Origin of the sequence: Streptomyces sp. NPDC003247 (assembly GCF_042888135.1) — a bacterium.
In the GTDB taxonomy this organism is placed as follows: domain Bacteria; phylum Actinomycetota; class Actinomycetes; order Streptomycetales; family Streptomycetaceae; genus Streptomyces.
Map to the genome: position 1 here is coordinate 965,147 of NZ_JBIAPF010000002.1, position 25,845 is coordinate 990,991.

Annotated in this window: 21 protein-coding genes; 8 read left to right on the forward strand and 13 right to left on the reverse strand. The window is 73.0% G+C overall.

From position 1 onward, the window contains the following. The first annotated feature begins 29 nt into the window (after positions 1-29). Entirely contained in the window at positions 30-476 is a 447-nt protein-coding gene (locus ACFYWQ_RS09255; RefSeq protein WP_389514229.1) for a DUF2550 domain-containing protein, read from the forward strand. Positions 477-489: 13 nt separating this feature from the next. Here ACFYWQ_RS09255 and ACFYWQ_RS09260 read toward each other — a convergent pair whose 3' ends face one another. From ACFYWQ_RS09260 to ACFYWQ_RS09270, 3 genes are all read right to left on the reverse strand, one after another. Next, positions 490-2,313, reverse strand: a complete 1,824-nt coding sequence (locus ACFYWQ_RS09260) for a glycosyl hydrolase family 18 protein (protein WP_389514230.1) — start codon at positions 2,311-2,313, stop codon at positions 490-492. 120 nt (positions 2,314-2,433) lie between these two features. Then, a complete protein-coding gene (locus ACFYWQ_RS09265) occupies positions 2,434-3,075 on the reverse strand; it encodes a response regulator (RefSeq protein ID WP_389514232.1) in 642 nt (213 codons plus the stop codon). Beyond that, a complete protein-coding gene (locus ACFYWQ_RS09270; protein WP_389514234.1) occupies positions 3,072-4,244 on the reverse strand; it encodes a sensor histidine kinase in 1,173 nt (390 codons plus the stop codon). The genes ACFYWQ_RS09265 and ACFYWQ_RS09270 overlap by 4 nt, the downstream gene beginning before the upstream one ends. 152 nt (positions 4,245-4,396) lie before the next feature. On the opposite strand from ACFYWQ_RS09270, the gene ACFYWQ_RS09275 reads away from it, so the two are divergent. Next, on the forward strand, positions 4,397-4,987 hold the full coding sequence (locus ACFYWQ_RS09275) for a hypothetical protein (protein ID WP_389514236.1): 591 nt from the start codon (positions 4,397-4,399) through the stop codon (positions 4,985-4,987). A gap of 404 nt (positions 4,988-5,391) precedes the next feature. Here ACFYWQ_RS09275 and ACFYWQ_RS09280 read toward each other — a convergent pair whose 3' ends face one another. Next, positions 5,392-5,967, reverse strand: a complete 576-nt coding sequence (locus ACFYWQ_RS09280) for a cob(I)yrinic acid a,c-diamide adenosyltransferase (RefSeq protein ID WP_389514238.1) — start codon at positions 5,965-5,967, stop codon at positions 5,392-5,394. Between the two features lie 419 nt (positions 5,968-6,386). Here ACFYWQ_RS09280 and ACFYWQ_RS09285 point away from each other — a divergent pair, with 419 nt between their 5' ends. Together ACFYWQ_RS09285 and ACFYWQ_RS09290 are read left to right on the forward strand one after the other, a co-directional pair. Continuing rightward, positions 6,387-6,710, forward strand: a complete 324-nt coding sequence (locus ACFYWQ_RS09285; protein WP_385061639.1) for an STAS domain-containing protein — start codon at positions 6,387-6,389, stop codon at positions 6,708-6,710. A 323-nt stretch (positions 6,711-7,033) separates the two neighbouring features. Further along, the gene (locus ACFYWQ_RS09290; protein WP_389514240.1) at positions 7,034-9,646 is read left to right on the forward strand and encodes an ATP-binding protein; all 2,613 of its coding nucleotides are present in this window, start codon (positions 7,034-7,036) and stop codon (positions 9,644-9,646) included. A gap of 84 nt (positions 9,647-9,730) precedes the next feature. On the opposite strand, the gene nucS is transcribed toward ACFYWQ_RS09290, so the two are convergent. Continuing rightward, entirely contained in the window at positions 9,731-10,402 is a 672-nt protein-coding gene (nucS, locus tag ACFYWQ_RS09295) for an endonuclease NucS (protein WP_389514242.1), read from the reverse strand. Between the two features lie 315 nt (positions 10,403-10,717). On the opposite strand from nucS, the gene ACFYWQ_RS09300 reads away from it, so the two are divergent. Further along, positions 10,718-11,110, forward strand: coding sequence for an SCO5389 family protein (locus tag ACFYWQ_RS09300; RefSeq protein ID WP_389514244.1), 393 nt, complete (start codon positions 10,718-10,720; stop codon positions 11,108-11,110). Positions 11,111-11,190: 80 nt separating this feature from the next. On the opposite strand, the gene ACFYWQ_RS09305 is transcribed toward ACFYWQ_RS09300, so the two are convergent. Next, positions 11,191-12,219: an LLM class flavin-dependent oxidoreductase gene (locus ACFYWQ_RS09305; protein WP_389514245.1), complete on the reverse strand. Its 1,029-nt coding sequence runs from the start codon at positions 12,217-12,219 to the stop codon at positions 11,191-11,193. Positions 12,220-12,442: 223 nt separating this feature from the next. Between ACFYWQ_RS09305 and ACFYWQ_RS09310 the strand changes: the two genes are divergently transcribed. Continuing rightward, positions 12,443-12,775: an ATP/GTP-binding protein gene (locus ACFYWQ_RS09310; RefSeq protein ID WP_389514247.1), complete on the forward strand. Its 333-nt coding sequence runs from the start codon at positions 12,443-12,445 to the stop codon at positions 12,773-12,775. An 18-nt stretch (positions 12,776-12,793) separates the two neighbouring features. Here the strand turns inward: ACFYWQ_RS09310 and ACFYWQ_RS09315 are convergent, their stop codons facing one another. The 4 genes from ACFYWQ_RS09315 to ACFYWQ_RS09330 form a co-directional block, all read right to left on the reverse strand. After that, entirely contained in the window at positions 12,794-13,657 is an 864-nt protein-coding gene (locus ACFYWQ_RS09315; RefSeq protein ID WP_389514249.1) for an ABC transporter permease, read from the reverse strand. Further along, on the reverse strand, positions 13,654-15,069 hold the full coding sequence (locus tag ACFYWQ_RS09320) for an ABC transporter ATP-binding protein (protein ID WP_389514251.1): 1,416 nt from the start codon (positions 15,067-15,069) through the stop codon (positions 13,654-13,656). The genes ACFYWQ_RS09315 and ACFYWQ_RS09320 overlap by 4 nt, the downstream gene beginning before the upstream one ends. Before the next feature lie 111 nt (positions 15,070-15,180). Then, positions 15,181-15,951 (reverse strand): ABC transporter permease, encoded by a 771-nt coding sequence (locus ACFYWQ_RS09325; RefSeq protein WP_389514252.1) that lies wholly within the window; start codon positions 15,949-15,951, stop codon positions 15,181-15,183. A gap of 2 nt (positions 15,952-15,953) precedes the next feature. Continuing rightward, positions 15,954-16,904 carry an ABC transporter ATP-binding protein gene (locus ACFYWQ_RS09330; RefSeq protein WP_389514253.1) on the reverse strand — a complete coding sequence of 317 codons (951 nt, stop codon included), beginning with the start codon at positions 16,902-16,904 and terminating at the stop codon, positions 15,954-15,956. Positions 16,905-17,119: 215 nt separating this feature from the next. On the opposite strand from ACFYWQ_RS09330, the gene ACFYWQ_RS09335 reads away from it, so the two are divergent. Beyond that, positions 17,120-18,658, forward strand: coding sequence for a PQQ-binding-like beta-propeller repeat protein (locus tag ACFYWQ_RS09335; RefSeq protein WP_389514255.1), 1,539 nt, complete (start codon positions 17,120-17,122; stop codon positions 18,656-18,658). 55 nt (positions 18,659-18,713) lie between these two features. Here ACFYWQ_RS09335 and ACFYWQ_RS09340 read toward each other — a convergent pair whose 3' ends face one another. The 3 genes from ACFYWQ_RS09340 to mce form a co-directional block, all read right to left on the reverse strand. Continuing rightward, complete coding sequence (locus ACFYWQ_RS09340) at positions 18,714-19,649, reverse strand: cellulose-binding protein (RefSeq protein ID WP_389514256.1); 936 nt, start codon at positions 19,647-19,649, stop codon at positions 18,714-18,716. 183 nt (positions 19,650-19,832) lie between these two features. Next, on the reverse strand, positions 19,833-23,747 hold the full coding sequence (gene scy, locus ACFYWQ_RS09345; RefSeq protein ID WP_389514258.1) for a polarized growth protein Scy: 3,915 nt from the start codon (positions 23,745-23,747) through the stop codon (positions 19,833-19,835). Positions 23,748-23,980: 233 nt separating this feature from the next. Beyond that, on the reverse strand, positions 23,981-24,421 hold the full coding sequence (gene mce / locus ACFYWQ_RS09350) for a methylmalonyl-CoA epimerase (protein ID WP_389514260.1): 441 nt from the start codon (positions 24,419-24,421) through the stop codon (positions 23,981-23,983). A 150-nt stretch (positions 24,422-24,571) separates the two neighbouring features. On the opposite strand from mce, the gene ACFYWQ_RS09355 reads away from it, so the two are divergent. Beyond that, the gene (locus ACFYWQ_RS09355) at positions 24,572-25,774 is read left to right on the forward strand and encodes an acetyl-CoA C-acetyltransferase (RefSeq protein WP_389514261.1); all 1,203 of its coding nucleotides are present in this window, start codon (positions 24,572-24,574) and stop codon (positions 25,772-25,774) included. The last annotated feature ends 71 nt before the right edge of the window (positions 25,775-25,845 follow it).

Here is a 25,845-nt window from a genome sequence, read left to right on the forward strand (position 1 = left end):
GTACCTAGGAGACGAGGAGGTCGGTGTCGATGGTCCTCGCTCTGACTGTGTGCGGAATCGTCGTGGCCCTGGTGGTGCTGGGCCTGTTCGTCTTCGGTCTGCGGCGCAGGCTCATCCAGCGGTCCGGCGGCACCTTCGACTGCTCCCTGCGCTGGGACGTCCCCGAGAAACCGGACACCAGCGGCAAGGGCTGGAGCTACGGCGTCGCCCGCTACAACGGCGACCGCATCGAGTGGTACCGCGTCTTCTCCTACGCCTACCGTCCCCGCCGGGTCCTGGAGCGCGCCTCGATCGAGGTGGCCGGCCGCCGTCTCCCCGAGGGTGAGGAGGAGCTGGCGCTGCTGTCCGACGCGGTGATCCTCGCCTGTACGCACCAGGGGACGCGGCTCGAACTGGCGATGAGCGAAGACGCGCTGACCGGTTTTCTCGCGTGGCTGGAGGCAGCCCCGCCCGGACAGCGCGTCAACGTCGCTTAGGTGGCCTGATCGTCTACGACAGGCCGCTGTTGATGGCGCTCACCAGTTCGCCGCTGCTGGTGTCACCGCTGAACTCCCAGAAGAACGCGCCGCCCAGGCCCTGGTTCTTGGCCCAGGTCATCTTCCCGGCGATCGTCGACGGGGTGTCGTAGGACCACCACTGGGTGCCGCAGTAGGCGTAGGCGGTGCCCGCGACGGTGCCGGTGGCCGGGCAGGAGTTCTTGAGGACCTTGTAGTCCTCGATGCCCGCCTCGTAGGTGCCGGGTGCCGCGCCGGTCGCCGTGCCGCCGGGGGCGGACTGGGTGACGCCGGTCCAGCCGCGGCCGTAGAAGCCGATGCCGAGCAGCAGCTTGGCGGAGGGGACGCCCTTCGCCTTCAGCTTGGCGATCGCGTCGGCGGAGTCGAAGCCCGCGGTCGGGATGCCGGAGTACGACGTCAGCGGCGAGTGCGGGGCGGTCGGACCGGTGGTCGCCCAGGCGCCGAAGTAGTCGTACGTCATCACGTTGTACCAGTCGAGGTACTGGGCGGCGCCGCCGTAGTCGGCCGCGTCGATCTTGCCCCCGGACGAGCCGTCGCCCGTGATGGCGGCGGTGATCAGGTAGTTCGAGCCGAACTCGGTGCGCAGGGCGGACACCAGGTTCTTGAAGGCGGCCGTCCCGCTGGTGTCGCAGGTGAGGCCGCAGGCGTTCGGGTACTCCCAGTCGATGTCGATGCCGTCGAAGACGTCGGCCCAGCGCGGGTCCTCCACGACGGCCTTGCAGGAGGCGGCGAAGGCGGCCGGGTTGGCCGCGGCCTGCCCGAAGCCGCCCGAGTAGGTCCAGCCGCCGAACGAGTACAGCACCTTGATGTTCGGGTACTTGGCCTTCAGCTGGCGGAGCTGGTTGAAGTTGCCGCGCAGCGCCTGGTCCCAGGTGTCGGCGGTGCCGCTGACGGACTGGTCGGCGGTGTAGGTCTTCTCGTAGGCGGCGTAGGTGTCGTCGACGACGCACTGGCCGTTCTTGACGTTGCCGAACGCGTAGTTGATGTGGGTGATCTTCGAGGCGGAGCCGGAGGTCACCAGGTTCTTGACGTGGTAGTTGCGGCCGTAGACGCCCCACTCGGTGAAGTAGCCGAGCTTGACCTTGTCGCCGGTGGCCGGGGGCTGCGTGGTTCCGCCGGTGGTGCGCACGGCGACGGCGCCGCTGGCCGGGCCGGTCTGGTCGGCGGTGTCCCGGGCCTGGACGGTGTAGGAGTAGTCGGTCCCGGCGGTCAGACCGCTGTCCGTGTACGACGTGGTGGTCACCGTGGCGACCTTGGCGCCGTCGCGCAGGACGTCGTAGTTCTTGACGCCGTTGTCGTCGGTGGCGGCGGTCCACGCCAGGGTCGCCGAGGTGTCGGTGACGCCGGAGGCGGTGGGGGTGCCCGGCGCGGAGGGGGCCGCGTCGCCCGGGACGGAGGTGCCGTCGCAGCTGCCGCCGTTGAGCTTGCAGTTGGCGGGCGAGCCGGAGCCGGAGCCGTTGAAGCCGAAGGAGACGGACGCACCGGGGGCGAGGGTGCCGTTATAGGTCTTGTTCTTGGCGGTCCAGTGGGTGCCGGAGGAGGTGACGTCGGCGTCCCAGGCGGAGGTGACGGCGGTGCCGGAGGGGAAGTCCCACTCGACGGTCCAGGAGGTGAGGGTGGTGGTGCCGGTGTTCTTCACCGTCCACTTGCCCTCGAAGCCGGTGCCCCAGTCCTGGGGCTTGGAGTAGGTGGCGGTGGCGGAGGTCGCGGCCTCGGCGGGGCTCGCGAGGCCGACCAGGCCGGCGAAGGGGAGGAGCAGGGTCGCGAGTCCTGCGGCGACTCGGTGTCTGAAGCGCATGGTGCGCCTCCTCGGGGGGAGTCGGGGGGCATGACTGAGCCTTCACACCCACGGTGCCGCGAGAATAGAAAGGTCTGGACCACAGGTCAATAGGTCTGGACCACCAGGCGGGGCTCTGCTCTAGATCCCCAACTCCTGCGCAAGAACGGCCGCTTGGACCCGGCTGCGCAGCTCCAGCTTCGCCAGCAGACGGCTGACGTGCGTCTTCACCGTCGCCTCGGCCATGTCGAGACGCTCGGCGATCCCCGCGTTGGACAGGCCCTCGCCGAGACACGCCAGGACCTCGCGCTCACGCCGGGTCAGCGATTCCACGACCGCCGGGTCGGCCCTCGGCTCCCGGGCCGGCCGGGCCGCGAACTCGGCGATGAGACGCCGCGTGACGGCCGGCGCGACGACGCCCTCGCCCCGCGCGACGGTCCGCACCGCCGCGATGAGGTCCCGGGCCTCGGTGTTCTTCAGCAGGAACCCGGCGGCCCCGGCGCGCAGCGCCCCGAACACATAGGCGTCGAGGTCGAAGGTGGTCAGCACGAGCACGTCCGCGAGCCCCTCCCCGACCACCGCCCGGGTCGCCGCCACCCCGTCCAGACGCGGCATCTGCACGTCCATCAGCACCAGGTCCGGCCGCAGCTCCCGGGCCAGCGCCACCGCCCGCTCCCCGTCCGCCGCCTCGCCGACCACCTCGATGTCCGGCGCGCTGCGCAGGATGAGGACCAGCCCGGCCCGGACGGCGGACTGGTCCTCGGCGACCAGGACGCGGATCATGCGAGGTCTCCTTCGGTGAGGGGGAGTGCGGCGCGCACCGTCCACCGGGCGCCGTCGGGCCCGGCGGCGAAGCTGCCGCCGAGCAGCGCAGCCCGCTCCCGCATGCCGACCAGTCCGGCGCCGGAGCCGGGCGCGCGCGGGTCGTCCCGACGGCCGTAGGGGCTGGTCACGCGTACGTCGAGCACCCCGTCCCGCTGCGCGAGCGCGACGGCGACCGGGCCGGGGGCGGCGTGCTTGAGCGCGTTGGTCAGCGACTCCTGGACGATGCGGTAGGCGGCGAGGCCGACGGGGGCGGGGACGCGGACGGCGGGGGCGTCGAGGGTGACGTCGAGACCGTTGGCCCGGGCGCCCGCCACGAGCGCGCCGAGACCGTCCAGGGTGGGAGCGGGCGCCGGTTCCGGGTCGCCGCCGGTGTCGCGCAGGATGCCGATCAGCCGCCGCATCTCCGCCAGCCCGTCCACGCTGTTCTCCCGGATGACGCCGAGGGCCTGACGGGAGGTCTCCGGGTCGTCGAGGGAGAGCGCCGCCGTGGAGTGGATCGCGATCGCCGACAGGTGGTTGGCGACCATGTCGTGCAACTCCCTCGCCATCCGCGCCCGTTCGGCCACCACCGCCTGGGTGCGGTCCATCTCGGCGAGCAGCGCGGTCTGTTCGGCGCGCAGCCGGGCGGCCTCGGCCGTCTCCCGGTGGTTGCGGACGATCCAGCCGGTGGCGGCCGGCATCAGCGCCACCAGACCGGTGACCACCCCGGCCAGCAGGGCCTCCGGCACCCGCCAGACCGCGACGGGCACCACGGTGGCGGCCACCGTGAGCAGCCCCGTGATCCACGGGATGCGGCGGGCGGTGGCGGGCGGGCCGTACACCACGGCCGCGTACACCAGGTCGGTGAACATCACGACCGTGACCAGGTTGCCCCGGGTGAGGGTGTCCGCGGTCAGCGCGCCCACGCCCACCAGCAGCGCCGTACGCGGCCGGACGCGGCGCAGCGCCTCGCAGCCGGCCGTCACCGCGAGCGGCAGCAGGACCGGCCAGCGCCCGTCGAGGAGCACGATCGGATCGTCCGCCGGACGGGTGCCCAGACCGACGCCCCACAGCAGCAGCCCGCCGAGCAGCCCGGCCAGCGCGGCGCCCACGTCGAAGCGGTGCGGTCGGGGCAGTCGTACGGCCATGTCCCCATCCAACACGGCGGCCGCGTCGCCCGCCTGATGCCCGGGGAGGGTTCCGCACTGCATCCTTCGATGTACCGCGCATTCGTCACCGGCGACGACGACCACGGACGTTCCGCCCGGGAGCCTGGAGGGGTGACCGAGAGGAGCGAACCGTGATCGTCGCCCTGATCGCCGTGTGCGAGATCGGATTCTGGGTGCTGCTGGCCGCCGGCCTGGCCGCCTGCTACCTGCTGAGCATGCCCCGCACGGGCATCGCGCTGCTGCTGTGCGAGCCGCTCCTGGAAGTGGTCCTGCTGGTCGTCACCGCGCTGGACCTCAAGCACGGCGCCGAACCGAACTGGACGCACGGCCTGGCCGCGCTCTACATCGGCTACACGGTCGGCCACGGCCACCGCACCGTGAGGTGGCTCGACGGCCACGCCGCCCACCGGCTGGCCGGCGCGCCCCGGCCCGCCGGACCCCCGCGGTACGGCATGGCCCGGGCCCGGCACGAGGGCGGGATCTGGCTGGGCACGCTGACGGCCGCCGTCGTCGCGACCGTGCTGCTCCAGACCGCCGTCTGGTACGTGGGCGACCCCGGCCGCACCGGCCCGCTGGAGAGCTGGCGCTGGGTGGCCTGGCGGGCGGCGGGCATCCACGGCCTGATCGCACTGACGTACCTGATCCGGCCGAAGAGGGCGCCGGAGGGACCGCCGTCGGACCGGGCCCTCGGCGGCCGGGAGAAGGAGGAAGCCCGGCGATGAGACGGGCGCTCCGGGATCGCCCGGGGATCCGCCCCGGGGCCGCCCGGGGATCCGTCCCGGGCCCGCGCGGGGATCCGTCCGGGGATCGCGCGGGGATTCGTCCGGGGATCGCGCGGGGATTCGTCCGGGGATCGCGCGGGGATTCGTCCGGGGATCGCGCGGGGATTCGTCCGGGGATCGCGCGGGGATCCGTCCGGGGATCGCGCGGGGATCCGTCCAGGGATCGCCCGGGGATCCGTCAGCGGATCGCCCGGGGACCCGTCCCAGGGCCGCCTGGGGGTCCGTCCGGTGATCCGCCCCGGGACGGCCCGGGAATCCGCCCGGTGATCCGCCCCGGGATCGCCCGGGGATCCGCGCGGGGCCCCGCCCCGGAACCCGACCAGGGCCCCCGGGGCGGCGTCCGCCTAGGCGCGTTCCCCGCCGGGTACCCACAGGACGTCGCCCACGGTCCGGTTGGCCGTCCGGGCGAGGATGAACAGCAGGTCCGACAGCCGGTTGAGGTAGGTCGCCGTCAGCGGGTTCATCACCTCGCCGTGCACCTCCAGCGCCGCCCACGTCGAGCGCTCGGCCCGCCGGACCACCGTGCACGCCTGGTGCAGCAGCGCCGCGCCGGGCGTGCCGCCCGGGAGGATGAAGGACCGCAGCTTCTCCAGCTCGGCGTTGAAGCGGTCGCAGTCGGCCTCCAGCCGGTCGACGTAGGACTGCTCGACCCGCAGCGGCGGGAACTCCGGGTTCTCCACCACCGGGGTCGACAGGTCCGCGCCCACGTCGAACAGGTCGTTCTGGACGCGGGTGAGGACCGTGACGACCGGCTCGTCCAGACCGCCCAGCGCGAGCGCCGTGCCGATCACCGCGTTCGCCTCGTTCGCGTCCGCGTACGCGGCGATCCGCAGGTCGGTCTTCGCCACCCGGCTCATGTCGCCGAGGGCGGTGGTGCCCCGGTCGCCGGTCCTGGTGTAGATGCGCGTCAGATTGACCATGCGGCCAATCTAGACGGTCCTCGGGGATCCGTTCCGTTCCCTTCGTCACGGCTCCTCCGTACGGTGCCAATCGGTGCGAATCCGACAGGAATTGACGACGTGACCGGCGTCTCACGGCCTGAGACGTGAAACGCGTTACTAACCGGTCACACAGCCCCTCACGCCCGCTAGTGTCCGGCCGAGAGCCATGGGGAGGGCGACCGATACGCCGGATGGCTGATGCCGGTGAGATCGGCCGCACGAGTGGGCAGGGCTTCTCCAGGCACTGCTTCCGCACCGGCCCCAGGGGCCTCACCCTTGCGGGTGAATTCGGTATCGGTTCGCTCACAGACGGCAACCTCCGACCGCTTCGTGCAGTCAGAGGAGGCAACACCGGACACCACACCGCGGAGCACGAGACGCACGCTTAGGGGAGTGCTATGTACATCAGGGGCGACCACACCGAGCTGGTCGTCGGGGGCCGCCTCGACGTCCGCAGCGCGGCGGACGCCCGTACGGTCCTGCACACGGCGGTGGACGACGGCGCCGGAGACCTGGTGCTCGACCTGTCCGAGCTGGACTCCTGGGACGCCACCGGACTCGGCGTCATCATGGGCGTCCACCGCCGGGCCGGCCGCTGCGGCCGCCGTCTGGTCCTGCGCGACGTACCGCCCCAGATGCAGCGCCTGCTGGTGGCCACCCGCCTGCACCGCATCCTCGCCATCGAGGGCGGCATCGGCGTGGAGTCGCTCCCGCAGGTGTAGGACCCGGCAGCGGGGCACCCGGCACACCACGGCACCCGCGGGCGACGCCACGCGGCACGCGCCGGTGACACCCGTGGGCGACACCTCGTGGCGCCCACGGGCCGACCCGTGGCGAACCGTGCGACGCGCGCAATCCTCACGAGACCGTGACGTCTCGGGCGGCGCGGCACCCCGGGCTGTCGTGGATACTGTGCGAAGGTTTACGGTTCGTCTGCCCGCCGCCCGCAGCCCTCGAGCGGGCACCGGACCAGAAGCGACAGCGCAGTGTGCAGCAAGGCCGGGAGGGGCTACCGCCACACGACGCTTTTGGGGGGCTTTGACCTATGGACCCGACGCACCGGGGAACCGAGGAGTACGGCCACGACGGAGGCACCTCCCCGTCGAACGCGTTCGACGCGTTCGAGGCCGGGGGAGTCCCCGCTTCCCGCCCGCGGCCCGCCAGGGACCCGCTGGCGCCCGACCTCGGCCAGCACGCCCCGGCCCTCGCCCGCACCGTCCGCATCGTCTCGGGGGACCACCTCCTCACGGTCAACCCCGTCGACGGCAGCGAGATCGAGCTGTGCCCGCCCACCGAGCGGCCCCAGCGGCCCGCCCGGCGCACCCCCGAGGCGCGCGCCGAGGCCGACCGCGCGGCCAGGCCGCCCCTGCCGGCCGGCCCCGCCCAGACCCCGCAGCCGCTCCTGGGCCGCCAGGACGAGCGCGAGGAATTGGTCCGGCTGCTCGCCCGCGGCCGCTCCGTCCGCCTCACCGGCCCCGCCGGCTCCGGCCGCACCAGCCTGCTCGACCTCGTCGCCGAGGACTGCGCCGACCTCGCCCCCGACGGCGTCGTCCGCCTCACCGGCCACCGCCGCACCGCCCACGACCTGCTGCACGACCTCTTCCACGGCGTGTACGACGCCCCCCACCACCGCCCCGAGGACGACGAACTGCGCGCCCTCGTCGGCGAGATCGGCGCCGTCGTCCTGATCGACGACCTGGAGTTCGGCGGCGCCGCCCTCGACGAACTGCTGGACGCCACCCCCGAGTGCGCCTTCCTGCTCGCCACGGCCCCCGACACCCCCGCACCCTCCGCCGACTCCGCCGTCGAGGAGGTCGCCCTCAGCGGCCTGGGCCGTGCGGGGGGCGTCGAGGTGATCGAGCGTGCCGTCGGCCGCGTCCTCACCGAGGAGGAGGCCAACTGGGCCGGCGACCTCTGGTTCGAGTCCGAGGGACTGCCGCTGAGGTTCGTCCAGGCCGGGGCCCTGCTGCTCCAGCGGGACACGCTGCGCGCCACCGCCGGCGCCGTCGACGAGTTCGGCGTCTTCGAGGACGCCCGTCCGCTGGCCGACTCTGTGGACACCGACGCCGGCCGGGCCGAGCAGATACCCCTGCCCTCGCTGGGCGAGGCCGCCGCGCCCGCCCCGCTGCTCGCCGCGCGCCTGAGTTCCTCCGCCCGCGCCACCCTGCGCTTCGCCGTCGCCCTCGGCGGGGAGGTGCCGCACCAGGCCCACCTGCCCGCACTGGTCGGTGACACCCATGCCGACGCGGCCCTCGGCGAACTCGTCGCCTGCGGCCTCGTCTCCCCGGTCGGCACCCGCTACCGGCTCGCCGCCGGCGTCCAGGCCCAGTTGGAGGCCGCCGGATACGACGACGACGTCGCCGACCGCGCCCACACCGCCGCCCGGCACTACGCCTGGTGGGCCGGACACCCCTCGGTCACGCCCGAGCGGGTCTGCGCCGAGGCCGACGCCATCCTGGCCGCCCTCCTCGTCACCGTCCCCGCCACCGAGCCGCCCGGCGAGGACGAGGAGGCCACCGCCGTCCAGCTGGCCCGCGCCGCGGCACCCGCGTTCGCCGCCGGACTGCACTGGGGCGCCTGGGAACAGGCCCTGCACGAGGGCGCCGAGGCCGCGCGCCTGGCCGGACAGCCCGCCGACCGCGCCTACTTCCACCACGAACTGGGCGTCCTCGCGCTGTGCGCCGGACAGCTCGACCGGGCCCGCTCCGAGCTGGAGGCCTCCCTCGGCCTGCGCGGCGCCCTCACCGACAAGCGGGGCACCGTCGCCGGCCGCCGCGCCCTCGCCCTGGTCTCCGACCGCTCCGGCGACATCCCCGGCCTGATGGCGCCGGCGGTCGCCGAGGAGGAGCCCGGCGTGCGCCGCGAGGAGCCGGTGTCCCCGCCCCTCGGCTTCCCCGCCGTGCTCCCGTCGTCCCCGCCCACCGGCCCCACCCTGGTCTCCGCCCAGCCGTCCGCCCAGCCGTCCGCCCAGCCGTCCGCGCAGCCGTCCGCCCGGACGCCGGCCCCCGACCACCGCGGCCGGGGCGGCCTGCGCGGCCTCGCCCGGCGCAACCTCGTGGCGGCCGGCGCGGGCGCCCTGCTCGTCGCCGTGCTCGGCACGGTCGTCACGCTCGGCGCGACCTCCAGCAGCGACGCCACCGACCCCTCCGACCGCGTCGGCGTCAACCCCTCCGCCGACACCGGCACGGGCGACGGCGGCCTCGGCGAGGGCACCCCGGGCGAGGACACCGGCACCGGGTCCGGGGACACCGGGGAGGCGGCCGACGGGCCCGTGGACCCGGGGCCGGACGGAACGCCGGGAACCGCGGACGACCCCACGCCGACGGGATCGGCGGAGCCGGCGCCGGGGGCGAGCGGCTCGCAGGACGAGCAGGACCCGGACGACGACGGATCGTCGCCGGCGCCGAGCAGGTCCACGTCGTCGAGCCCCGAGTCCACGCCGTCGTCGTCCGCGTCGTCGTCGGCGGGGTCCTCCGAATCGCCGAGCACGTCGACGGACCCCGACCCGGAGGAGTCGCCGTCGGACCCGTCCGACACGCCGAGCACCCCGGCCACGGAGAGCAACACGGTCTCCTCCGCCCCCGTCAGCCCGTCCGGCGTGCTCCAGAGCAGCGCCGCGGGCACCCCGGCCGGGGATTCCTCGGCTTCGGTCATCTGACCCCGGCGGACACACCGAGGGCCGGGTCCGTCACACCGGACCCGGCCCTCGTCGTCGTACGGCCGTATCGCCGTCGCTCGTCGCTCAGAACAGCCGCAGCTTGTCGTCCTCGATGCCGCGCAGGGCGTCGTAGTCCAGCACCTGGCAGCCGATGCCGCGGTCGGTGGCCAGGACGCGGGCCTGGGGCTTGATCTCCTGGGCGGCGAAGACGCCGCGCACCGGTGCCAGCAGGGGGTCGCGGTTGAGCAGGTCCAGGTAGCGGGTGAGCTGTTCCACACCGTCGATCTCGCCGCGCCGCTTGATCTCGACCGCGACGGTCCGGCCCTCGGCGTCCCGGCAGAGGATGTCGACCGGGCCGATGGCGGTCATGTACTCGCGGCGGATGAGGGTGTAGCCGTCGCCGAGCGTCTCGATGCGGTCGGCGAGCAGTTCCTGGAGGTGCGCTTCCACGCCGTCCTTGATCAGGCCGGGATCGACACCGAGTTCGTGCGAGGAGTCGTGGAGGATCTCCTCCATCGTGATGATCAGCTTCTCGCCCGCCTTGTTGACGACGGTCCAGACGCCTTCCTCGTCGCCGGTGCCCTCCTTCAGCGTGCAGGGCGGCGACATCCAGTTCAGGGGCTTGTAGGCCCGGTCGTCCGCGTGGATGGAGACGCTGCCGTCCGCCTTCACCAGGATGAGACGGGGGGCGGAGGGGAGGTGGGCGGTGAGCCGGCCCGCGTAGTCCACGGAGCACCGGGCGATGACGAGACGCATGGTCGGCAACGCTACTCGAAGCCCCCCGGGCCACGCGATTCGCCCATCCCGCCGCCCGCCGCCACCACCTGCCACCGTGGTCCCGGGGGACGCACCTTTTCACCTGGAAAACGTGAGTTCCAGGGTGGCCGATACTGCGCCCAACCATCGCTTCCTATGTGCTCATTCTCCTGGTGCGGTCACGGTCGGTTGCCTACGGTAGAGAACGGGAGGTCGCGGTGCGTGTACTCAGCGTGCTCGATGTTGGCTGCATGGCGGACTCCCTTTCCCTGTCCGGCAACCCCTGCGCGCTTCGGGGGTGCGAGAGGAGAACCCATGTCGCTCGACGTCTCACCGGCCCTACTCGAACAGGCCGAGCGAGGCGAGGTCGACGAAGCAGAATTCGTCGACTGCGTCCGGACCTCCCTGCCCTACGCATGGGAGATGATCAGCTCCCTGGTGGCCCAGCTGAAGGTGGACGGCGGTCAGTTCGCCGACAACCAGACGCCCCCGCCGGACGAGCAGGCACGTGGGCAGTTGCTGCGCGCGCTGGCGAGTGACGCGATTCGCGGCGCGCTGCAACGGCACTTCGGCGTGCGGCTGGCCTTCCAGAACTGCCACCGGGTGGCGGTGTTCCCGGTGGACTCCTCGGTGGACGGGTCGCTGGCCCGTTTCACCTCGGTCCGCAGCCAGGTGCTTAACCAGTCCCCGGAGTTCCGGGACTGCTGAGGCCGTGTGTGCCCCGCTTGCCGCTCCCCGTGGGGGAGGTGCGTCACCGGAGCGGCAAGCTTCCCGGCCGGAAGGGCCGTTCACCGCAGGTGGGGGAGGACCTCCGCGCCCAGCCGCCGTACGTTCTCCTCGGTGGCCGCCAGGTCGCCGGAGCCCTCCACCAGCAGTACGAAGCGCGAGATGCCGGTGCGCTCACCGGTCGCCGTGAGGCGGTCGACGCAGAGCCGCGGGGTGCCCACCGGGTGGAGCCCGCAGAGCAGTTCGGTGTACGCCACCGGGTCCCGCATGCCGCGGGCGCGGCCGTCGACCGTCACATGGGCGTCGAGGCCCTGCTTCATCCAGCCCGGCATCGCCTTCACCAGCGTCTCGACGGCGTCGGTGCGCCGGTCCGCGATCTGGCAGACGCCCGCCGAGACATGGCCCGCGGCCCGGATCTCGTCCGCCGGCCGTCCGGCCGCGCGCGCGTGCTGCCGCCACAGGGCGACCATCTCGGCCTTCTCCTCGTCCCCGACGTGCATCCCGAGCAGCATCGGCAGTCCGCGCTCGGCGGCCAGCCGCACACTGGCGGGTGAGGTGCAGGCGACGACCACCTCCGGGCCCGCCGCGTCCGTCAGCGCCTCCGACGGCCTTGGGACGACGGGCACTTCGCGGAAGCGGTACCGTTCGCCGTCGGCCCCGACGGACGGTTCGCGCAGCCAGCGCACCAGCAGATCGAGTGATTCCGGGAACCCCTTCTCGTACGCCGTCAGGCCCGAGCCGAACACCTCCAGGTCGACCCAGGGGCCGCCGCGTCCCACGCCCAGCGTGAAGCGGCCGCCGCTGGTCAGGTGCAGCAGCGCGGTCTGTTCGCCGAGGGCGACGGGGTGGACGGTGGGCAGCACGCTGACCGCCGTGCCGACCCGGATGCGCCGGGTGCGGCCCAGCAGCAGGGCGGCCAGGGTGACGGCGGACGGACACGTGCCGTACGGCACGAAGTGGTGTTCGGCCAGCCAGACCGAGTCCAGGCCCGCCTCCTCGGCGACCTCGGCGGAGCGGACCGCGCGGTGCAGTGCCTCCCCGTGCCCCTGTCCCGGGAACTGGGCCGCCAACACGAAACTTCCAACACGCATGGGACTTTCCTGCTTCCTTGGCTCCGACACGGAGCTCCCCCGCCCGGCATAACCGTCTGACACGTGCCGAGGACACGGTGTGGCGGGGAGATTTGCGGATTGTCTGCAGAATCGGGCATTCCGGAGGGAGACTTGTGGGGGTTGGTGCCCTACGGGTACCCCCACGGCCTCCGCGTAGGCTGGACGCGAACCCTGCTTCCTGTAGAGCCCCGTGAGGTGTCCCGTGTCCCCGCGTCGCAACCGACCGAAGGGTGACGGCTCGTCCGGCCGGAGCGCCGAGGACGACCGGTCGAGCCGCTACGGCGGCTGGCAGTCCAGCGTGGACTGGCAGGGTGAGGAGTGGAGCGTACGGCATGTGGCCGGGGCGAGCGCGCAGGGCAAGTCGTACCGCTGCCCCGGCTGTGACCAGATGATCCCCGACGGGGTGCCGCACGTCGTCGCCTGGCCGGAGCACGCGGGTGTGGACGACCGCCGCCACTGGCACAAGGCCTGCTGGAACGCGCGGGACCGCCGCACCCCCGGGGTGCAGCGGTCCCGTAACGGCCCGAGGTTCTGACGACCTCCTCGGCGGTGCCTACACGTCCCGCTTCTGCAACAGCGCGACGGCGCCGGCGAACACGACGGCGGTGACGCCGAGCGCGATCCACAGCGGGTCCCAGCCGGACGGGCCGGTCTCGGTCAGCGAGGAGGAGTAGAAGACGCTGAGCTGGTTGGGGATCGAGTACTCGAACAGCGCCTCGCGCAGGTCCACCAGGGACTCCGAGAACATGAACAGCGCGATCACCAGCGGGGCCAGCACGAGGCCGATCATGAGGGTGATGGCGCCCGCCGAGTGCCGGATGACCGAGCCGGCGGCCAGCGACAGCAGTCCGAGCAGGGCGATGTAGAGGGACACCCCGAACGTGGCCTTCAGCCATTCGCCGCCCGACGGCTCACGGGCCTCGGGGAGCAGGGCCACGTCCACCATCGCGACGAGGACCGTCGACACCAGCGTCACCACGAACGCGACCAGGAAGAAGACGACCGCCTTCGCCACGAGCACCCGGCCGCGGGACGGGCAGGCCACCATCGTGGTCCGGATCATGCCGGTGCCGTAGTCCGAGGCGGTGGTCAGCACGCCGAGCGTGATGATGCACATGCTGCCCAGGAGCAGTCCGAAGAAGCCGAGCGACAGCGCGTTCTCGCCGGACAGGTCGCTGGAGCTGGCGGAGACGATGAACGCCGTCAGCAGACCGATGCCGACGACGAGCAGCACGAACACACCCAGCGTCCACATCGTGGAACGCACCGACCGGATCTTGGTCCACTCGGAGGCGACGGCGTGCCCGAGGTGGGCGCGCACGACCGGGATCGGCGAGGTGTAGGAGGGGTACGCGGACCCGGGCGCCGCCTGCCAGGCGGGCGCGGCCTGCGGGGTCGGGGGCTGCGGCGTGCTCATCGGGCGTCCTCGGTCGTGGTCGGGGCGGGGGCGGCGGGCCGCGCCTGCTCCGGCGGCGCGACGGCGGCCGGAGCGGCCGCGGGGGCTACAGGAGCCGCAGGGGCGCCCGGTGCCGCCGGGGGACGGTCCTGCGGTGCGGCGGCCGGTGCGGGGGCCGGAGCGGCGGACTGCGTCGGTGCGGGTGCGGGTGCGGGTGCCTGTGCCGGGGCGGGCGCCTGCGGCGGTACGGGTGCCTGCGGCGGCTGCGCGTACGGGTTGGCTCCCGCCGGTCCCACGGCTCCCGCGTGCCCTGCCGGGCCACCCGGAGCCCCCGGACCGCCGGGCACGCCCGGCATGCCGTACGGCGCCGGAGCGGGCCCCTGGGCGGGCTGCGGCGGCGCCCAGCCCTGCTGCGGGGGCGGCGGGGCGTACCAGCCCGGCTGGCCCTGGCCCGGCACCGGCACGGGCGGCAGCGCCCCCGGCGGCAGGGGCTGCTGGAGGCCGGCCTTCTGGTCGATGGTCGAGCGGTAGTCGACGGCCCCCTGCGTCATCCGCATGTACGCCTCCTCCAGCGAGGCCTGGTGCGGCGACAGCTCCCACAGCCGTACGCCGGCGTCGTGGGCGAGGTCGCTGATGCGGGGCAGCGGCAGACCGGTGACGCGCAGGGCGCCGTCCTGCTCCGGCAGCACGTGGCCGCCCGCCTCGGTGAGCGCGGCGGCCAGCTTCTCGCGCAGCTGCGGCTCGGTGAGCGGGGTGCGGACGCGCGCGAAGTCGGCGGAGTTGGCCGAGATGAAGTCCCTCACGCTCATGTCGGCGAGGAGCTGGCCGCGGCCGATGACGATCAGGTGTTCGGCGGTCAGCGCCATCTCGCTCATCAGGTGCGAGGAGACGAACACGGTCCGCCCCTCCGCCGCGAGGGACTTCATCAGGTTGCGCACCCACAGAATGCCCTCGGGGTCGAGGCCGTTGACCGGCTCGTCGAAGAGCAGCACCTGGGGGTCGCCGAGGAGCGCGGCGGCGATGCCCAGCCGCTGCCCCATGCCGAGCGAGAAGCCCTTGGAGCGCTTCCTCGACACGTCCTGGAGGCCGACCACGCCCAGCACCTCGTCCACCCGCCGGGCCGGGATGCCCGAGAGCTGGGCCAGGCAGAGCAGGTGGTTGCGGGCGCTGCGCCCGCCGTGCACGGCCTTGGCGTCCAGCAGCGCGCCGACCTGGCGGGGGGCGTTCGGCAGCTTGCGGTAGGGGTAGCCGCCGATCGTCACCGTCCCCGAGGTCGGGTTGTCGAGACCGAGGATCATCCGCATCGTCGTCGACTTGCCCGAGCCGTTCGGCCCGAGGAAGCCCGTGACGGTACCCGGTCGCACCTGGAAGGAAAGGTTGTACACAGCGGTCTTGTCGCCGTAGCGCTTGGTCAGGCCGACTGCTTCGATCATGCTCCGCACCCATCGACAGGTTCAGGACAGCGGGGCGCACGCCCCCCGTAAGGGTTAGGAGGATATCGAGGCGCTGACGGTTCCGCTCAAGAGCAAGCAAAGACCAAAGCTTCACGCATCGCGTCGGCGCAGCAGCAGGTACCCGCCCGCCAGAGCCGCCACCGTCCACACCGCCATGATCGCCAGCCCGCCCCAGGGGCCGTACGGCGTGTCGTCGCCGACCGGGGTGACCACCTGCATGACCTTGCTGCCGGCCTGGTCGGGCAGGTACCGGCCCACCTTCTGCGTCGCCTCGACGTTGCCGAGGATGGTGGAGATCAGGAAGAAGAACGGCATCAGGATGCCCAGCGAGAGCATCGGCGAGCGCAGCATCGCGGCCACGCCCATCGAGAACACCGCGATGAGCGTCATGTAGAGACCGCCGCCGATCACCGCCCGCAGCACGCCCTGGTCGCCGATCGACGCCCGGTGCTCGCCGAGCATGGCCTGCCCGAGGAAGAACGCGGCGAAGCTCGTGGCCGTCCCGACGACGAGGGCGAGCCCCGCGGCCACCGCGATCTTGCTGAACAGGAAGGTCCCGCGCTGCGGCACGGCCGCCAGCGAGGTGCGGATCATGCCGGTGCTGTACTCGTTCGACACGACCAGCACCCCGAACACGATCATCGCGAGCTGGCCGAGGCTCATGCCCGCGAAGCTGATGAACGTCGGGTCGAAGGAGCCCCGGGTGCCGCGGTCCATGCCGTCGAACTCGTTCCTCGACAGCGCGGAGATCAGCATGCCGAGGGCGATCGTGACCACCACGGCGAGGGAGAGCGTCCAGACGGTGGACGCGACCGAGCGGATCTTCGTCCACTCCGAACGGATGACCTGGGTCGCCGCCATGCTCAGCCCTTCCTCCAACCGTCGCCCCACGTCTGCGCGGGAGCCCGGCCGGTGTGCGCGTGGTACTCGACCGATCCCGCGGTCAGCCGCATGAACGCCTCCTCCAGGGAGGCCTGCTGGGGGCTCAGCTCGTGCAGCACGAGCTGGTGCCGGGCCGCCAGCTCCCCGATGACCTCGGCCTTGCCGCCGTCGACCTCCAGGGAGCCGTCGCCGGTCTCCACGACGGTGATCCCGGCACTGTGCAGCACGTCGAGCAGCCGCTCCCGCTGCGGGGTGCGGATCCGGACGTAGGCCCGTGAGTTGCGGGCGATGAAGTCGGCCATGGAGGTGTCGGCGAGCAGCCGCCCCTGGCCGATGACGACGAGGTGGTCGGCGGTCAGCGCCATCTCGCTCATCAGGTGCGAGGAGACGAACACGGTCCGCCCCTGCGCCGCCAGTGATTTCATCAGATTGCGGATCCAGTGGATGCCCTCGGGGTCGAGACCGTTGACCGGTTCGTCGAACATCAGGATCCGCGGATCACCGAGGAGCGCGGCGGCGATCCCCAGCCGCTGCCCCATGCCCAGCGAGAACCCCTTGGCCTTCTTCCTCGCCACGGCCGTCAGCCCCACCGTGTCCAGCACCTCGTGCACCCGCCGCCGGGGGATGCCGTTGCTCTGCGCCAGGCACAGCAGGTGGTGGTAGGCGCTGCGGCCCGGGTGTACGCCCTTGGCCTCCAGCAGGGCCCCGATGTACGTGAGCGGGTCCTTCAGCCGGTCGTAGTGCGTGCCGTCGATCCGGACGTCCCCGGCGGTGGGCCGGTCCAGCCCGAGGATCATCCGCATGGTGGTGGACTTGCCGGCGCCGTTGGGACCGAGGAAGCCCGTGACGATGCCCGGTCCGACGGTGAAGGTCAGGTGGTCGACCGCCACCTTCTCGCCGTACCGCTTGGTCAGCCCGTCGAGCTCGATCATGCGGTCACGCTATGACCCGGAAAGGGCGGATGCCACCCCGGCGTGACGAACGGAGGGCGACGCCGTGGCGACGGTCCGGGCACGGGGGACGGGACGGATGCCGACTCCCCGCGTCCGCTGACGCCCTCCACCCCGCCGCGTTATGCTCCAGCCGCCTTGATCACGGGGAGCGGCGCCGGGGGGCGCCGGAGAACTCGACACCCACGGGGGGAAGCATGGTTGCGGACAGCGGACCGCTCACGGGCGGGCGACTGGCGCGGGCCGGGCTGGCGGTCGTCGCGGCGGGCGCGGCGGCCGGGCTCGCGGCGGAGTTCCACCTGCTGGGCTGGACGTCCGTCCCGGGCAACGGATGCGGCGGCCGGTACAGCCCCTGCCCCGACGGCACCACGCCCACCCTCGTGCTGGCGTTCCTCCTCACCTTCGCCGGCTACATAGCGCTCCTGATCACCATCGGGAAGCTCACCGACCGCCGCCCCGGCAAGGTCCTGCCCGCCGTGCTGGCCACGACGGGCGTGGTGCTCGTGCTCTGGCCCGGCTGGCAGGCGTACCTGTGGATGCGCGGCCCGGTCCTCGACACCGTCTGGAAGGCCGGACACGACCGGCCCTCCACCGTCCTGGGGGAGGGGGTGTGGGTCGTCGGCACGGACGACCCGGCCGTGGTCCGGGTGCGCACCGACGCCCTGGTCGCCTACGACGCGCACGACGGCGGCCGCCGCTGGGCGCTGAAGGCCCCGACCCGCACCACCGTGTGCGGGATGAGCGACACCGTCGTCGACGGCATCGGCCTGGTCGCCTTCGGCCGCGACGGCAAGCCCTGCGACACGCTGTGGGGCGTCGACCCGTCCACCGGCCGCACGGTGTGGAAGCGCACCGTCGCCGAGGCGGTCCCGTACGCCGGCGGCGACGGCGGTCTGCTCGCGGCCGACGCAGGTGTGGCCGTCGCGCTGACCCAGGAGACCGTCCAGGGGTACGGGCTCACCGACGGCGTACCGCGCTGGACCGCCGAACTGACCGGGAAGGGCGGCGACGAGAGCTGTGCGCCCGACGTCGTCTCCGCGGCCGGCGGCACCACCCGGGTCGTGGTCACGTGCACGGAGGACGGGGCGACCGACGCGAAGCTGGTCGTCCTGGACACCGCCACCGGCAAGCAGCGCGACAGCCTGCCGCTGCCCGTGGAGAGCCCGCTCGACACCGCGACGGTCGTCTCCGCCGAGCCGTTCACCCTCCTGCTGGAGGAGAGCGACGAACGCGGGGTCGCGGCCGTGCTGTCCTACCCCGAGGACGGCGCCGACCCGGTGGAGATCCCGCTCACCGCCGACGAGGAGGACCTCGTCGTCGCCCCGGGGACCGGCGGAGAATTCGATGCGCGGCCGACACTGTGGGCCGCGGTCGAAGGGAACGTCCTCGTCGTCGCGGCCAGGAAGCCGGGCGCGAACTACCCGGCGCGGGTCTCCGGCTACTCGCTGCGCGACGGACGGCGCGTGTGGCACACGGACCTCGGGAGCGGCAACGACATCGCGGCGCTGGCCCCGGAGGGCTCCGACCGGGGCAGGGTGGCCGTGCTCGGGGACAGCGGCCGTCTGTTCACGCTCGACGCGGCCGACGGGAGCCGGGTCGGCGAGGACGACGGCATCGGCGTACGCGGACTCGACTTCAGCACCGTCTACGGCAGACAACTGGTGCGCGCGGGCGACACCTGGGTGCTGGTCAACGCCAACGGCGGCGGCTACCCGCCCGCCCTCGGCATCCGGTAGCCCATGCGAAAGGGGCGGCGGGCCCGAGCCCACCGCCCCTCACACGCACCGGTGACTACCGGGTCTGCTGGGCCGGAACCCCGCGGGAGATCGGCTCGTCGTCGGTCGACGTGCCGGCGGCGGCCACCGCGGCGCCGGTCAGCGTGGCGAGCATCTCGCGGACGTTCGTCAGCTGGGCGTTGATCGAGTCGCGGCGGTTGGTGAGGGCCGCGAGCTCGCGCTCGGATTCCGAACGGATCCGGTCGGCCTTGGCGTTGGCGTCGGCCACGATGTCCTCGGCCTGGCGCTGCGCCGTCTCGACGGTCTGGCGGGCGCGGCGCTCGGCGTCGGTGCGCAGCTTCTCCGCCTCCAGACGCAGCTGCTCCGCGCGGTGCTCGATCTCCGCGAGGCGCTTCTCCGCCTTCTGCTGACGGGACGCCAGGTCGCGCTCGGACTGCTCGCGGCGCTTGGCGAGGTTCGTCTCGAAGTCGGCGGCGGCCTGCGCGGCCTTGGCGCGGGTCTCCTCGAAGAGGGCGTCGGCCTCCTCACGCTTGGACTGCGCGTCCTTCTGGGCCTCGGAACGCAGCTGCGAGGCGTCGCTCTTGGCCTTCTCGACGATCCGGACGCCCTCGTCCTCCGCCTTGGCCTTGCGCTCCGCGGCGAACGACTCCGCGTCGCTGCGGACCTGCGCGGCCGCCGACTCGGCGAGTTCGCGGTGCTGCTCGGCCGCGCGTCGGGCCTCCTCACGCAGATCCGCGGCCTCCTCCTCCGCCAGACGGAGGATCTTCTCGACACGCGCGCCGAGACCGGCGTACGACGGCTCGGCGTCGCTGACGGCCGCCTGGGCGTTCTGCGTCTCGAGGTGGAGTTCCTCGATGCGCTTTTCCAGAGCGGTGATGCGGGCAAGAGCGCTGTCACGGTCGGAGACGAGCTTGGAGATCCGTTCGTCCACCTGAGCGCGGTCGTACCCACGCCGCACAAGCTCGAAGCCGTAGGGGGAAGTGTCGCTCATGGGGTTCCTGTCGAATGAGACCGGTGAGGTGATAGGTGGAATCCTAGGGGCCGAAGCGCTGTGTCATCGAGCGGATACGTGTTTGATCTGAGGAATGACACCCCTTTTGGGTGGCCGACCCCAGGACGGCTTGCCACAAACCTGCTCAAACACCTCAGATTTCAACGGAATTCTCACATTCCGCTAGCTATCTGACGACTTGCCACCCGAACGGGGGGCTCCGACCGTCGCGCCCGCCTTGACGCCACCGTCCTTGCCCGACGACGGCGCCTCGAACGACTCGAGCGCCTCCAGCACGTCCTGGACCCGCGAGATCTCCGCGTTGATGTCCTCGCGCCGGCGGACCAGCACCTCCAGCTCGCGCTTGCCCTCCTCGACCGAGCGCCGGGCCTCACGGATCGCCTCGGCCTTGAGCTCCTCGGCCTCCTTGACCAGCGTGGACTTCTTCTGCTCGGCCTCCTTGAGCAGCCCCTCGGCCTTCCTCACCGCGGCGATACGGACCTTGCCCGCCTCCGAGTTCGCCTCCGACACCAGCTCCTTGGCCTTGGCCTGAGCCTTGGCCAGCTGCTCCTCGGCGGCCTTGATGAGCGCGTCGCAGCGGTCGCCGGTCGACTTCATCGTCTCGGCGGCCTCACGGCGGGCCCGCTCGTGCAGCTCCTCGATCTCGGAGGTGATGCGGTCGCGCAGCTCCTCGGCCCGCTCCCTTATGGCGGTCGCGTCCCGGCGGGCGCCGACGAGCAGCTCGTCCGCGTCCGTACGGGCCTTCTCCACCCGCCCGTTGCCCTCGACCGTCGCCTCCGAGACGAGCCGCGCGGCCTCCTGGCGGGCCGCGCCGACCATCGTGTCGGCCTGCGCCTCCGCCTCCGCGGTGGTCTTCAGCGCCTGCTGCTGCGCCTCGGTGAGCAGCTTGTCCGCCTCGGCGGCGGTCTCCGTGATCAGCGTGTCGACCTGCTCGGCCGCCTCCGAACGCCGCTTGTTGGCCTCCTGGCGGGCCTCGTCCAGCGTCCGGTCGGCCTCGTCGCGCGCCACGCTCATCATCCGGTCGGCCTCCGCGGCCGCCTCCGCCTTGACGCGCTCGGACTCGACCCGGACCCGCTCGGCGTGCTGCCGCGCGGACCCGACCGTCGCGGCGGCCTCGGCGCGCAGCCGCTCCGCCTCGTCGGTGGCGTCCCCGACCAGCTTCTCCGCCCGGGCGACCGACTCGGTGCGCAGCCGCTCGGCCTCGTCGACCGCCTCGGTGCGTACCCGGTCGGCCTCGGCGGCCGTCTCGGTCGTCAGGCGCTCGGCCTCGGCGATGGTCTCCGTCTGGAGGCGCTCCGCCTCGGAACGGGCCTCCGTGATGAGGGTGTCCGCCTGCGTCGCCGCGTCCGAACGGATGCGGTTGGCGTCCTCGCGGGCGTCGGCCCGGGTGCGGGCCGCGGCCTGGTCGGCCTCCGCGAGGGCGTCCGACGCCTCCGTGCGCACCCGCTGGGCGTGCGCGGAGGCCTCCGAGCGCAGACGCTCCGCCTCCGCGATCGCCTCGCCGACGGTCCGCTCGGCCAGCGCCCGCGCCGCCTCCGACTCCTCGCTCGCCTCGCGCCGGACCCGGCCCGCGTCCTCGGCGGCCCGCTCCCGCTCGGCGTAGGCGTCGCCGCGGACCCGGTCCGCCTCCTCCTCGGCCTCCCGCCGCGTACGGTCCGCCGCGTGCTCGGCGGCACTGCGCAGCCCGGCGATCTCCTCCTGGGCCTGCTCGTGCAGCCCGGCCACGGAGTCCCGCACCTGCTGGGCGTGCTGCTCCGCCGCCGCGACCATCTCGCCGGCGCGCCGGTCGGCCTCCTCCACCAGGCGTACGGCCTCGGCCTGCGCGTCCTCCACGCGCTTGCGCGCCGACGCCAGCAGCTCCTCGCTCTGCTCGCGGGCCCGCGAACGCTCCTGGTCGGCCTCCTGGCGGGCCGCGCCGAGGAGTTCCTCGGCCTCGCGGCGGCGCCGGGCGGCCTCCTCCTGGGCGGCGGCCAGCGTCTCGGACGCCTCGGCCGCCAGCCGCTCGGCGGCGGCCTGCGCCTCCGCGCGCACCCGGTCCGCGGTGTCCTGCGCCTCCGACTTCAGCCGCTCCGCCTCGGCCGCGGCCTCCGACCGCAGCCGTACGGCGACGGCCTCGCCCTCGGCCCGCGAGGCGGACGCGTCGGCGGCGGCCTCGGTGCGCAGCCGGTCGGCCTCCTCGGCCGCCTGCCGCTGGAGCGCCCGGATCCGCTCCGCGGCCTCCGAGCGCAGCCGCTCGCTCTCCTCGGAGGCCTCGCGACGGATCCGCGCGGCCTCCTCCCGGGCGTCGTCCAGCGCCTGCTCGGCGGCGGCGAGCCGCTGCTCGGCCTCCGACTGGAGCCGGGTCAGCTCCTCGGCGGCCTCGGCCTGCCGGGCCTGAACGGCCCGTTCGGTCTCCTCGCGCAGTTCGCGCGCGGCCCGCTCGGCGTCCGCCGTGAGGGCCTCGGCCCGCTCGGTGGCCTCCTCGCGGAGCCGGTCGGCCTCCTGGCGGGTGCGCTGGAGGGTCTCCTCGGCCTGCCGGCGCAGCGTCGTCGCCCGCTCGATGGCCTCGGTGCGGACCTTCTCGCTGTCCGTGGTGGCCTTCTGGCGCAGCTCGTCCGCGTCTGCCTTCGCCTTGGACAGCAGTTCCTCGGCGGTCTTGGCCGCCTCCTCGATCTGCTGGACGGCCTCCTTGCGGGCCTCCGCGCGGATCTTCTCGCCCTCGGCGACCGCGTCGGCGCGCAGCTGCTCGGCCTCGCCGCGCAGCCGGCGGGCCTCCTCCTGGAGCTCGACCGTCTTGGCCCGGTACTCCTTGGTGTCGTCCTTCGCCGCGCCCTTGAGCTGCTCGGCGATGTCGTGCGCCTCGGCACGCAGCCGGTCCGCCTCGGCCTCGGCCTCCCGGCGGATGCGCTCGGCCTCCTCGGCGGCGGCCTTGGTGGTGCGCTGCGCGTCCTCCTGCGCCTTGTTGAGGACGTCCTCGGCGGTCTTGGCCGCCTTGGACAGCTGGGTCGCGCTCTCCTCGGCGGTGATCGTGCGGGCCTTCTCGGCCGCCTCGGCGAGGAGCTTCTCCGCCTCGGCGCGGGCGTCGGCGACGATCTGCTCGGCGTCCGTCCGGGTGGCCTCGGCCTCCTTGGTGGCCTCGCTGACCAGCCGGGCGACCTGCTCCTTCGCCGTACGGGTGCGCTGCTCGTTGGTCGACTCCGCGGTCTGGAGCGCCTTCTCGGCGGCCGCCTTGGCCTCGGCGACGAGCTTCTCCGCCTCCGTGCGGGCCTCGCGCAGCGCCGTGTCGGCCTCCGCGATGCGCTGCTCGGCGGTCCGGCTCAGCTCCTGGGCCTGCCGGCGGGCCGCGTCCGACTCGGACGCGGTGGACGAACGCAGCTGCTCGGCGTGGTCGGTGGCCTCCTGGGCCTGCGCCGACGCGGCGTTCAGCAGGCGCTCGGCGTCCGCGCGGGCGCGGCGCAGGAGCTGCTCGGCCTCCGCGCGGGCGCCCTCGGCCTCGCTCTGGAGCCGCTGGCGGGCCTCGGCGGTCAGCCGTTCGGCCTCGGCGCGCGCGGCCGCCATCGCCTGCTCGGCCTCGGCGCGCGACTCGTCGAGGAGGCGGCGGGCCTGGGACTCGGTGCGGGCGCGCAGCTGTTCGGCCCACGCCACGTTCTCGTTGACGTGCGACTCGACGGTCTGCCGGCGCTCCGCCAGCTCCTGGTCGAGCTGCTGCCGGCGGGCCACCGCCTCCGCGTGCAGCTCCGCCTGGAGCCGGGCCGCCTGCTCGGCGTGCTCCTGGAGGATGCGCTGGGTCTGCGCCCGCGCCTGGCTCAGCTCGCGCTCGGCGTCGGCGCGCAGCTGGTCGGCCTGCACCTGCGCGTTGCGCAGCAACTGTTCGGCCTGATAGCCGAGGTCACCGCCGTCGAAGGCGGGCCGGGACATGATGGTGCGCCGCGCCTCGTGCAACTTGGCGCGCAGCACCTCGACCTGGTAGCCGAGGTCCTCGGCATGCTGGATCGCCTTTTCCCGCTCAGTCTTCAGCCGTTTCATCTCGGCTTCGAACCGAGTGAGGTGGTCGACGTCAGCCGCCGGCTCCCGCTCCTGGCTCTCGTAGCCCCGCACTGCGCGGTCCCATCCGTCCCCTGGTCGCAAGCTTGTGAACCGAGCTCCGTCCATCCGCCGAACGGGGCCCCCGGGGAATGGTGTCAGATCGACGGCGGAGCACGGGCTGCTGCCCCGACCCTCGCCCCCCGAAACCCGGACCCCGGCTGGTCCTGCCGCCGGGACGGCAGGACAACGGTCGCCCGTGATGAGCGGCGACCGCCCCCAACCCTACCGGCCCCTATGTACGAGGGTCAGTGCTCAGGTGACTCAACAGGCGCCGAAGTGACCAGTTCTGTCAGTACGCCATGGCAATCCTTTGGGTGCAGGAAGGTGATTCGTGACCCCATGGAGCCGCGTCGGGGCTCTTCGTACAGAACGCGTACGCCCTTGGAGCGGATGTCCGTGGCGTCGCCGTCCACATCCGCCGTACCGAAGGCGATGTGGTGGACGCCCTCGCCGTTCTTCGCCAGCCATTTGGCGACCGTGGAGTCCTCCCGGACGGGCTCCAGCAGCTGGAGGTACGAGGCGCCGCCGTCGGACGTATCGTTGATCTTGAGCATGGCCTCGCGCACCCCCTGCTCCTCGTTGACCTCGGAGTGGAACACCTCGAAGCCGTACGTGGAGCGGTAGAACTCGACGGTCGCGTCGAGGTCGTGGCAGGCGATCCCGATGTGGTCGATTCGCGTCAGCATGGACTCAGTGCAACGCTCCGGAGGTGGTTACGCAACGTGCGCGCGATCACACCGACGGCCCGGTGACGGTGCGGGCTGCCCGTCAGTACATTCGAAGTAAACCCTCGTTCACTCCTCGGCCCGTGCAGGCCGGTAAGGGGATCGCAGCTCATGACCGCAACCAACAGCACGACCTCGGTGATCGTCGCGGGCGCGCGGACGCCCATGGGCCGCTTGCTCGGCTCGCTGAAGTCCTTCTCCGGAGCCGACCTCGGCGGCTTCGCCATCAAGGCCGCCCTCGACCGTGCGGGGATCGGGGGCGACCAGGTGCAGTACGTGATCATGGGCCAGGTCCTCCAGGCCGGCGCGGGGCAGATCCCGGCCCGCCAGGCGGCGGTCAAGGCCGGCATCCCGATGAACGTGCCGGCGCTCACGATCAACAAGGTCTGCCTGTCCGGCCTGGACGCGATCGCGCTGGCCGACCAGCTGATCCGCGCGGGTGAGTTCGACGTGGTCGTCGCGGGCGGCCAGGAGTCCATGACGAACGCCCCCCACCTGCTGCCGAAGTCCCGCGAGGGCTTCAAGTACGGCGCGATCGAGATGCTCGACGCGATGGCCCACGACGGACTGACCGACTCCTTCGAGGGCGTCGCCATGGGCGAGTCCACGGAGAAGCACAACACGCGTCTGGGCATCGCCCGGCCCGAGCAGGACGAGATCGCGGCCCTCTCCCACCAGCGGGCCGCCGCCGCGCAGAAGAACGGCCTGTTCGAGGCCGAGATCACCCCGGTCGAGATCCCGCAGCGCAAGGGCGAGCCGGTCGTCTTCAGCAAGGACGAGGGCATCCGCCCGGAGACCACCGCCGAGTCGCTCGGCAAGCTCCGTCCGGCCTTCGCCAAGGACGGCACGATCACCGCGGGGTCGGCCTCGCAGATCTCCGACGGCGCGGCGGCCGTGGTCGTGATGAGCAAGGCCAAGGCGCAGGAGCTCGGTCTGGAGTGGATCGCCGAGATCGGAGCCCACGGCAATGTGGCCGGACCGGACAACTCTTTGCAGTCGCAGCCGTCCAACGCCATCCTGCACGCCCTGAAGAAGGAGGGCCTGGAGGTCGCCGACCTCGACCTCGTCGAGATCAACGAGGCCTTCGCCGCCGTCGCGGTCCAGTCAATGAAGGACCTCGGTGTTTCCACGGAAAAGGTGAACGTCAACGGCGGTGCCATCGCCCTCGGTCACCCGATCGGCATGTCCGGCGCCCGGCTCGTGCTGCACCTGGCCCTGGAGCTGAAGCGGCGGGGCGGCGGGGTCGGCGCGGCCGCGCTGTGCGGCGGCGGCGGCCAGGGTGACGCGCTGATCGTGCGGGTACCCAAGGCCTGAGCCCTGTCGTAGTGCCGTGACGGGAGAGGTCTGCCGGGCGTCACGAGCCGGCGGACCTTCCCGGTCAGGGC

Bases quoted from the DNA above. Each gene is read 5' to 3' on its own strand.
- ACFYWQ_RS09255 (WP_389514229.1), top strand. From the start codon at position 30: ATGGTCCTCGCTCTGACTGTGTGCGGAATCGTCGTGGCCCTGGTGGTG.
- ACFYWQ_RS09260 (WP_389514230.1), bottom strand. From the start codon at position 2,313: ATGCGCTTCAGACACCGAGTCGCCGCAGGACTCGCGACCCTGCTCCTC.
- ACFYWQ_RS09265 (WP_389514232.1), bottom strand. From the start codon at position 3,075: ATGATCCGCGTCCTGGTCGCCGAGGACCAGTCCGCCGTCCGGGCCGGG.
- ACFYWQ_RS09270 (WP_389514234.1), bottom strand. From the start codon at position 4,244: ATGGCCGTACGACTGCCCCGACCGCACCGCTTCGACGTGGGCGCCGCG.
- ACFYWQ_RS09280 (WP_389514238.1), bottom strand. From the start codon at position 5,967: ATGGTCAATCTGACGCGCATCTACACCAGGACCGGCGACCGGGGCACC.
- ACFYWQ_RS09285 (WP_385061639.1), top strand. From the start codon at position 6,387: ATGTACATCAGGGGCGACCACACCGAGCTGGTCGTCGGGGGCCGCCTC.
- ACFYWQ_RS09290 (WP_389514240.1), top strand. From the start codon at position 7,034: ATGGACCCGACGCACCGGGGAACCGAGGAGTACGGCCACGACGGAGGC.
- nucS (WP_389514242.1), bottom strand. From the start codon at position 10,402: ATGCGTCTCGTCATCGCCCGGTGCTCCGTGGACTACGCGGGCCGGCTC.
- ACFYWQ_RS09300 (WP_389514244.1), top strand. From the start codon at position 10,718: ATGTCGCTCGACGTCTCACCGGCCCTACTCGAACAGGCCGAGCGAGGC.
- ACFYWQ_RS09305 (WP_389514245.1), bottom strand. From the start codon at position 12,219: ATGCGTGTTGGAAGTTTCGTGTTGGCGGCCCAGTTCCCGGGACAGGGG.
- ACFYWQ_RS09315 (WP_389514249.1), bottom strand. From the start codon at position 13,657: ATGAGCACGCCGCAGCCCCCGACCCCGCAGGCCGCGCCCGCCTGGCAG.
- ACFYWQ_RS09320 (WP_389514251.1), bottom strand. From the start codon at position 15,069: ATGATCGAAGCAGTCGGCCTGACCAAGCGCTACGGCGACAAGACCGCT.
- ACFYWQ_RS09325 (WP_389514252.1), bottom strand. From the start codon at position 15,951: ATGGCGGCGACCCAGGTCATCCGTTCGGAGTGGACGAAGATCCGCTCG.
- ACFYWQ_RS09330 (WP_389514253.1), bottom strand. From the start codon at position 16,904: ATGATCGAGCTCGACGGGCTGACCAAGCGGTACGGCGAGAAGGTGGCG.
- ACFYWQ_RS09335 (WP_389514255.1), top strand. From the start codon at position 17,120: ATGGTTGCGGACAGCGGACCGCTCACGGGCGGGCGACTGGCGCGGGCC.
- ACFYWQ_RS09340 (WP_389514256.1), bottom strand. From the start codon at position 19,649: ATGAGCGACACTTCCCCCTACGGCTTCGAGCTTGTGCGGCGTGGGTAC.
- mce (WP_389514260.1), bottom strand. From the start codon at position 24,421: ATGCTGACGCGAATCGACCACATCGGGATCGCCTGCCACGACCTCGAC.
- ACFYWQ_RS09355 (WP_389514261.1), top strand. From the start codon at position 24,572: ATGACCGCAACCAACAGCACGACCTCGGTGATCGTCGCGGGCGCGCGG.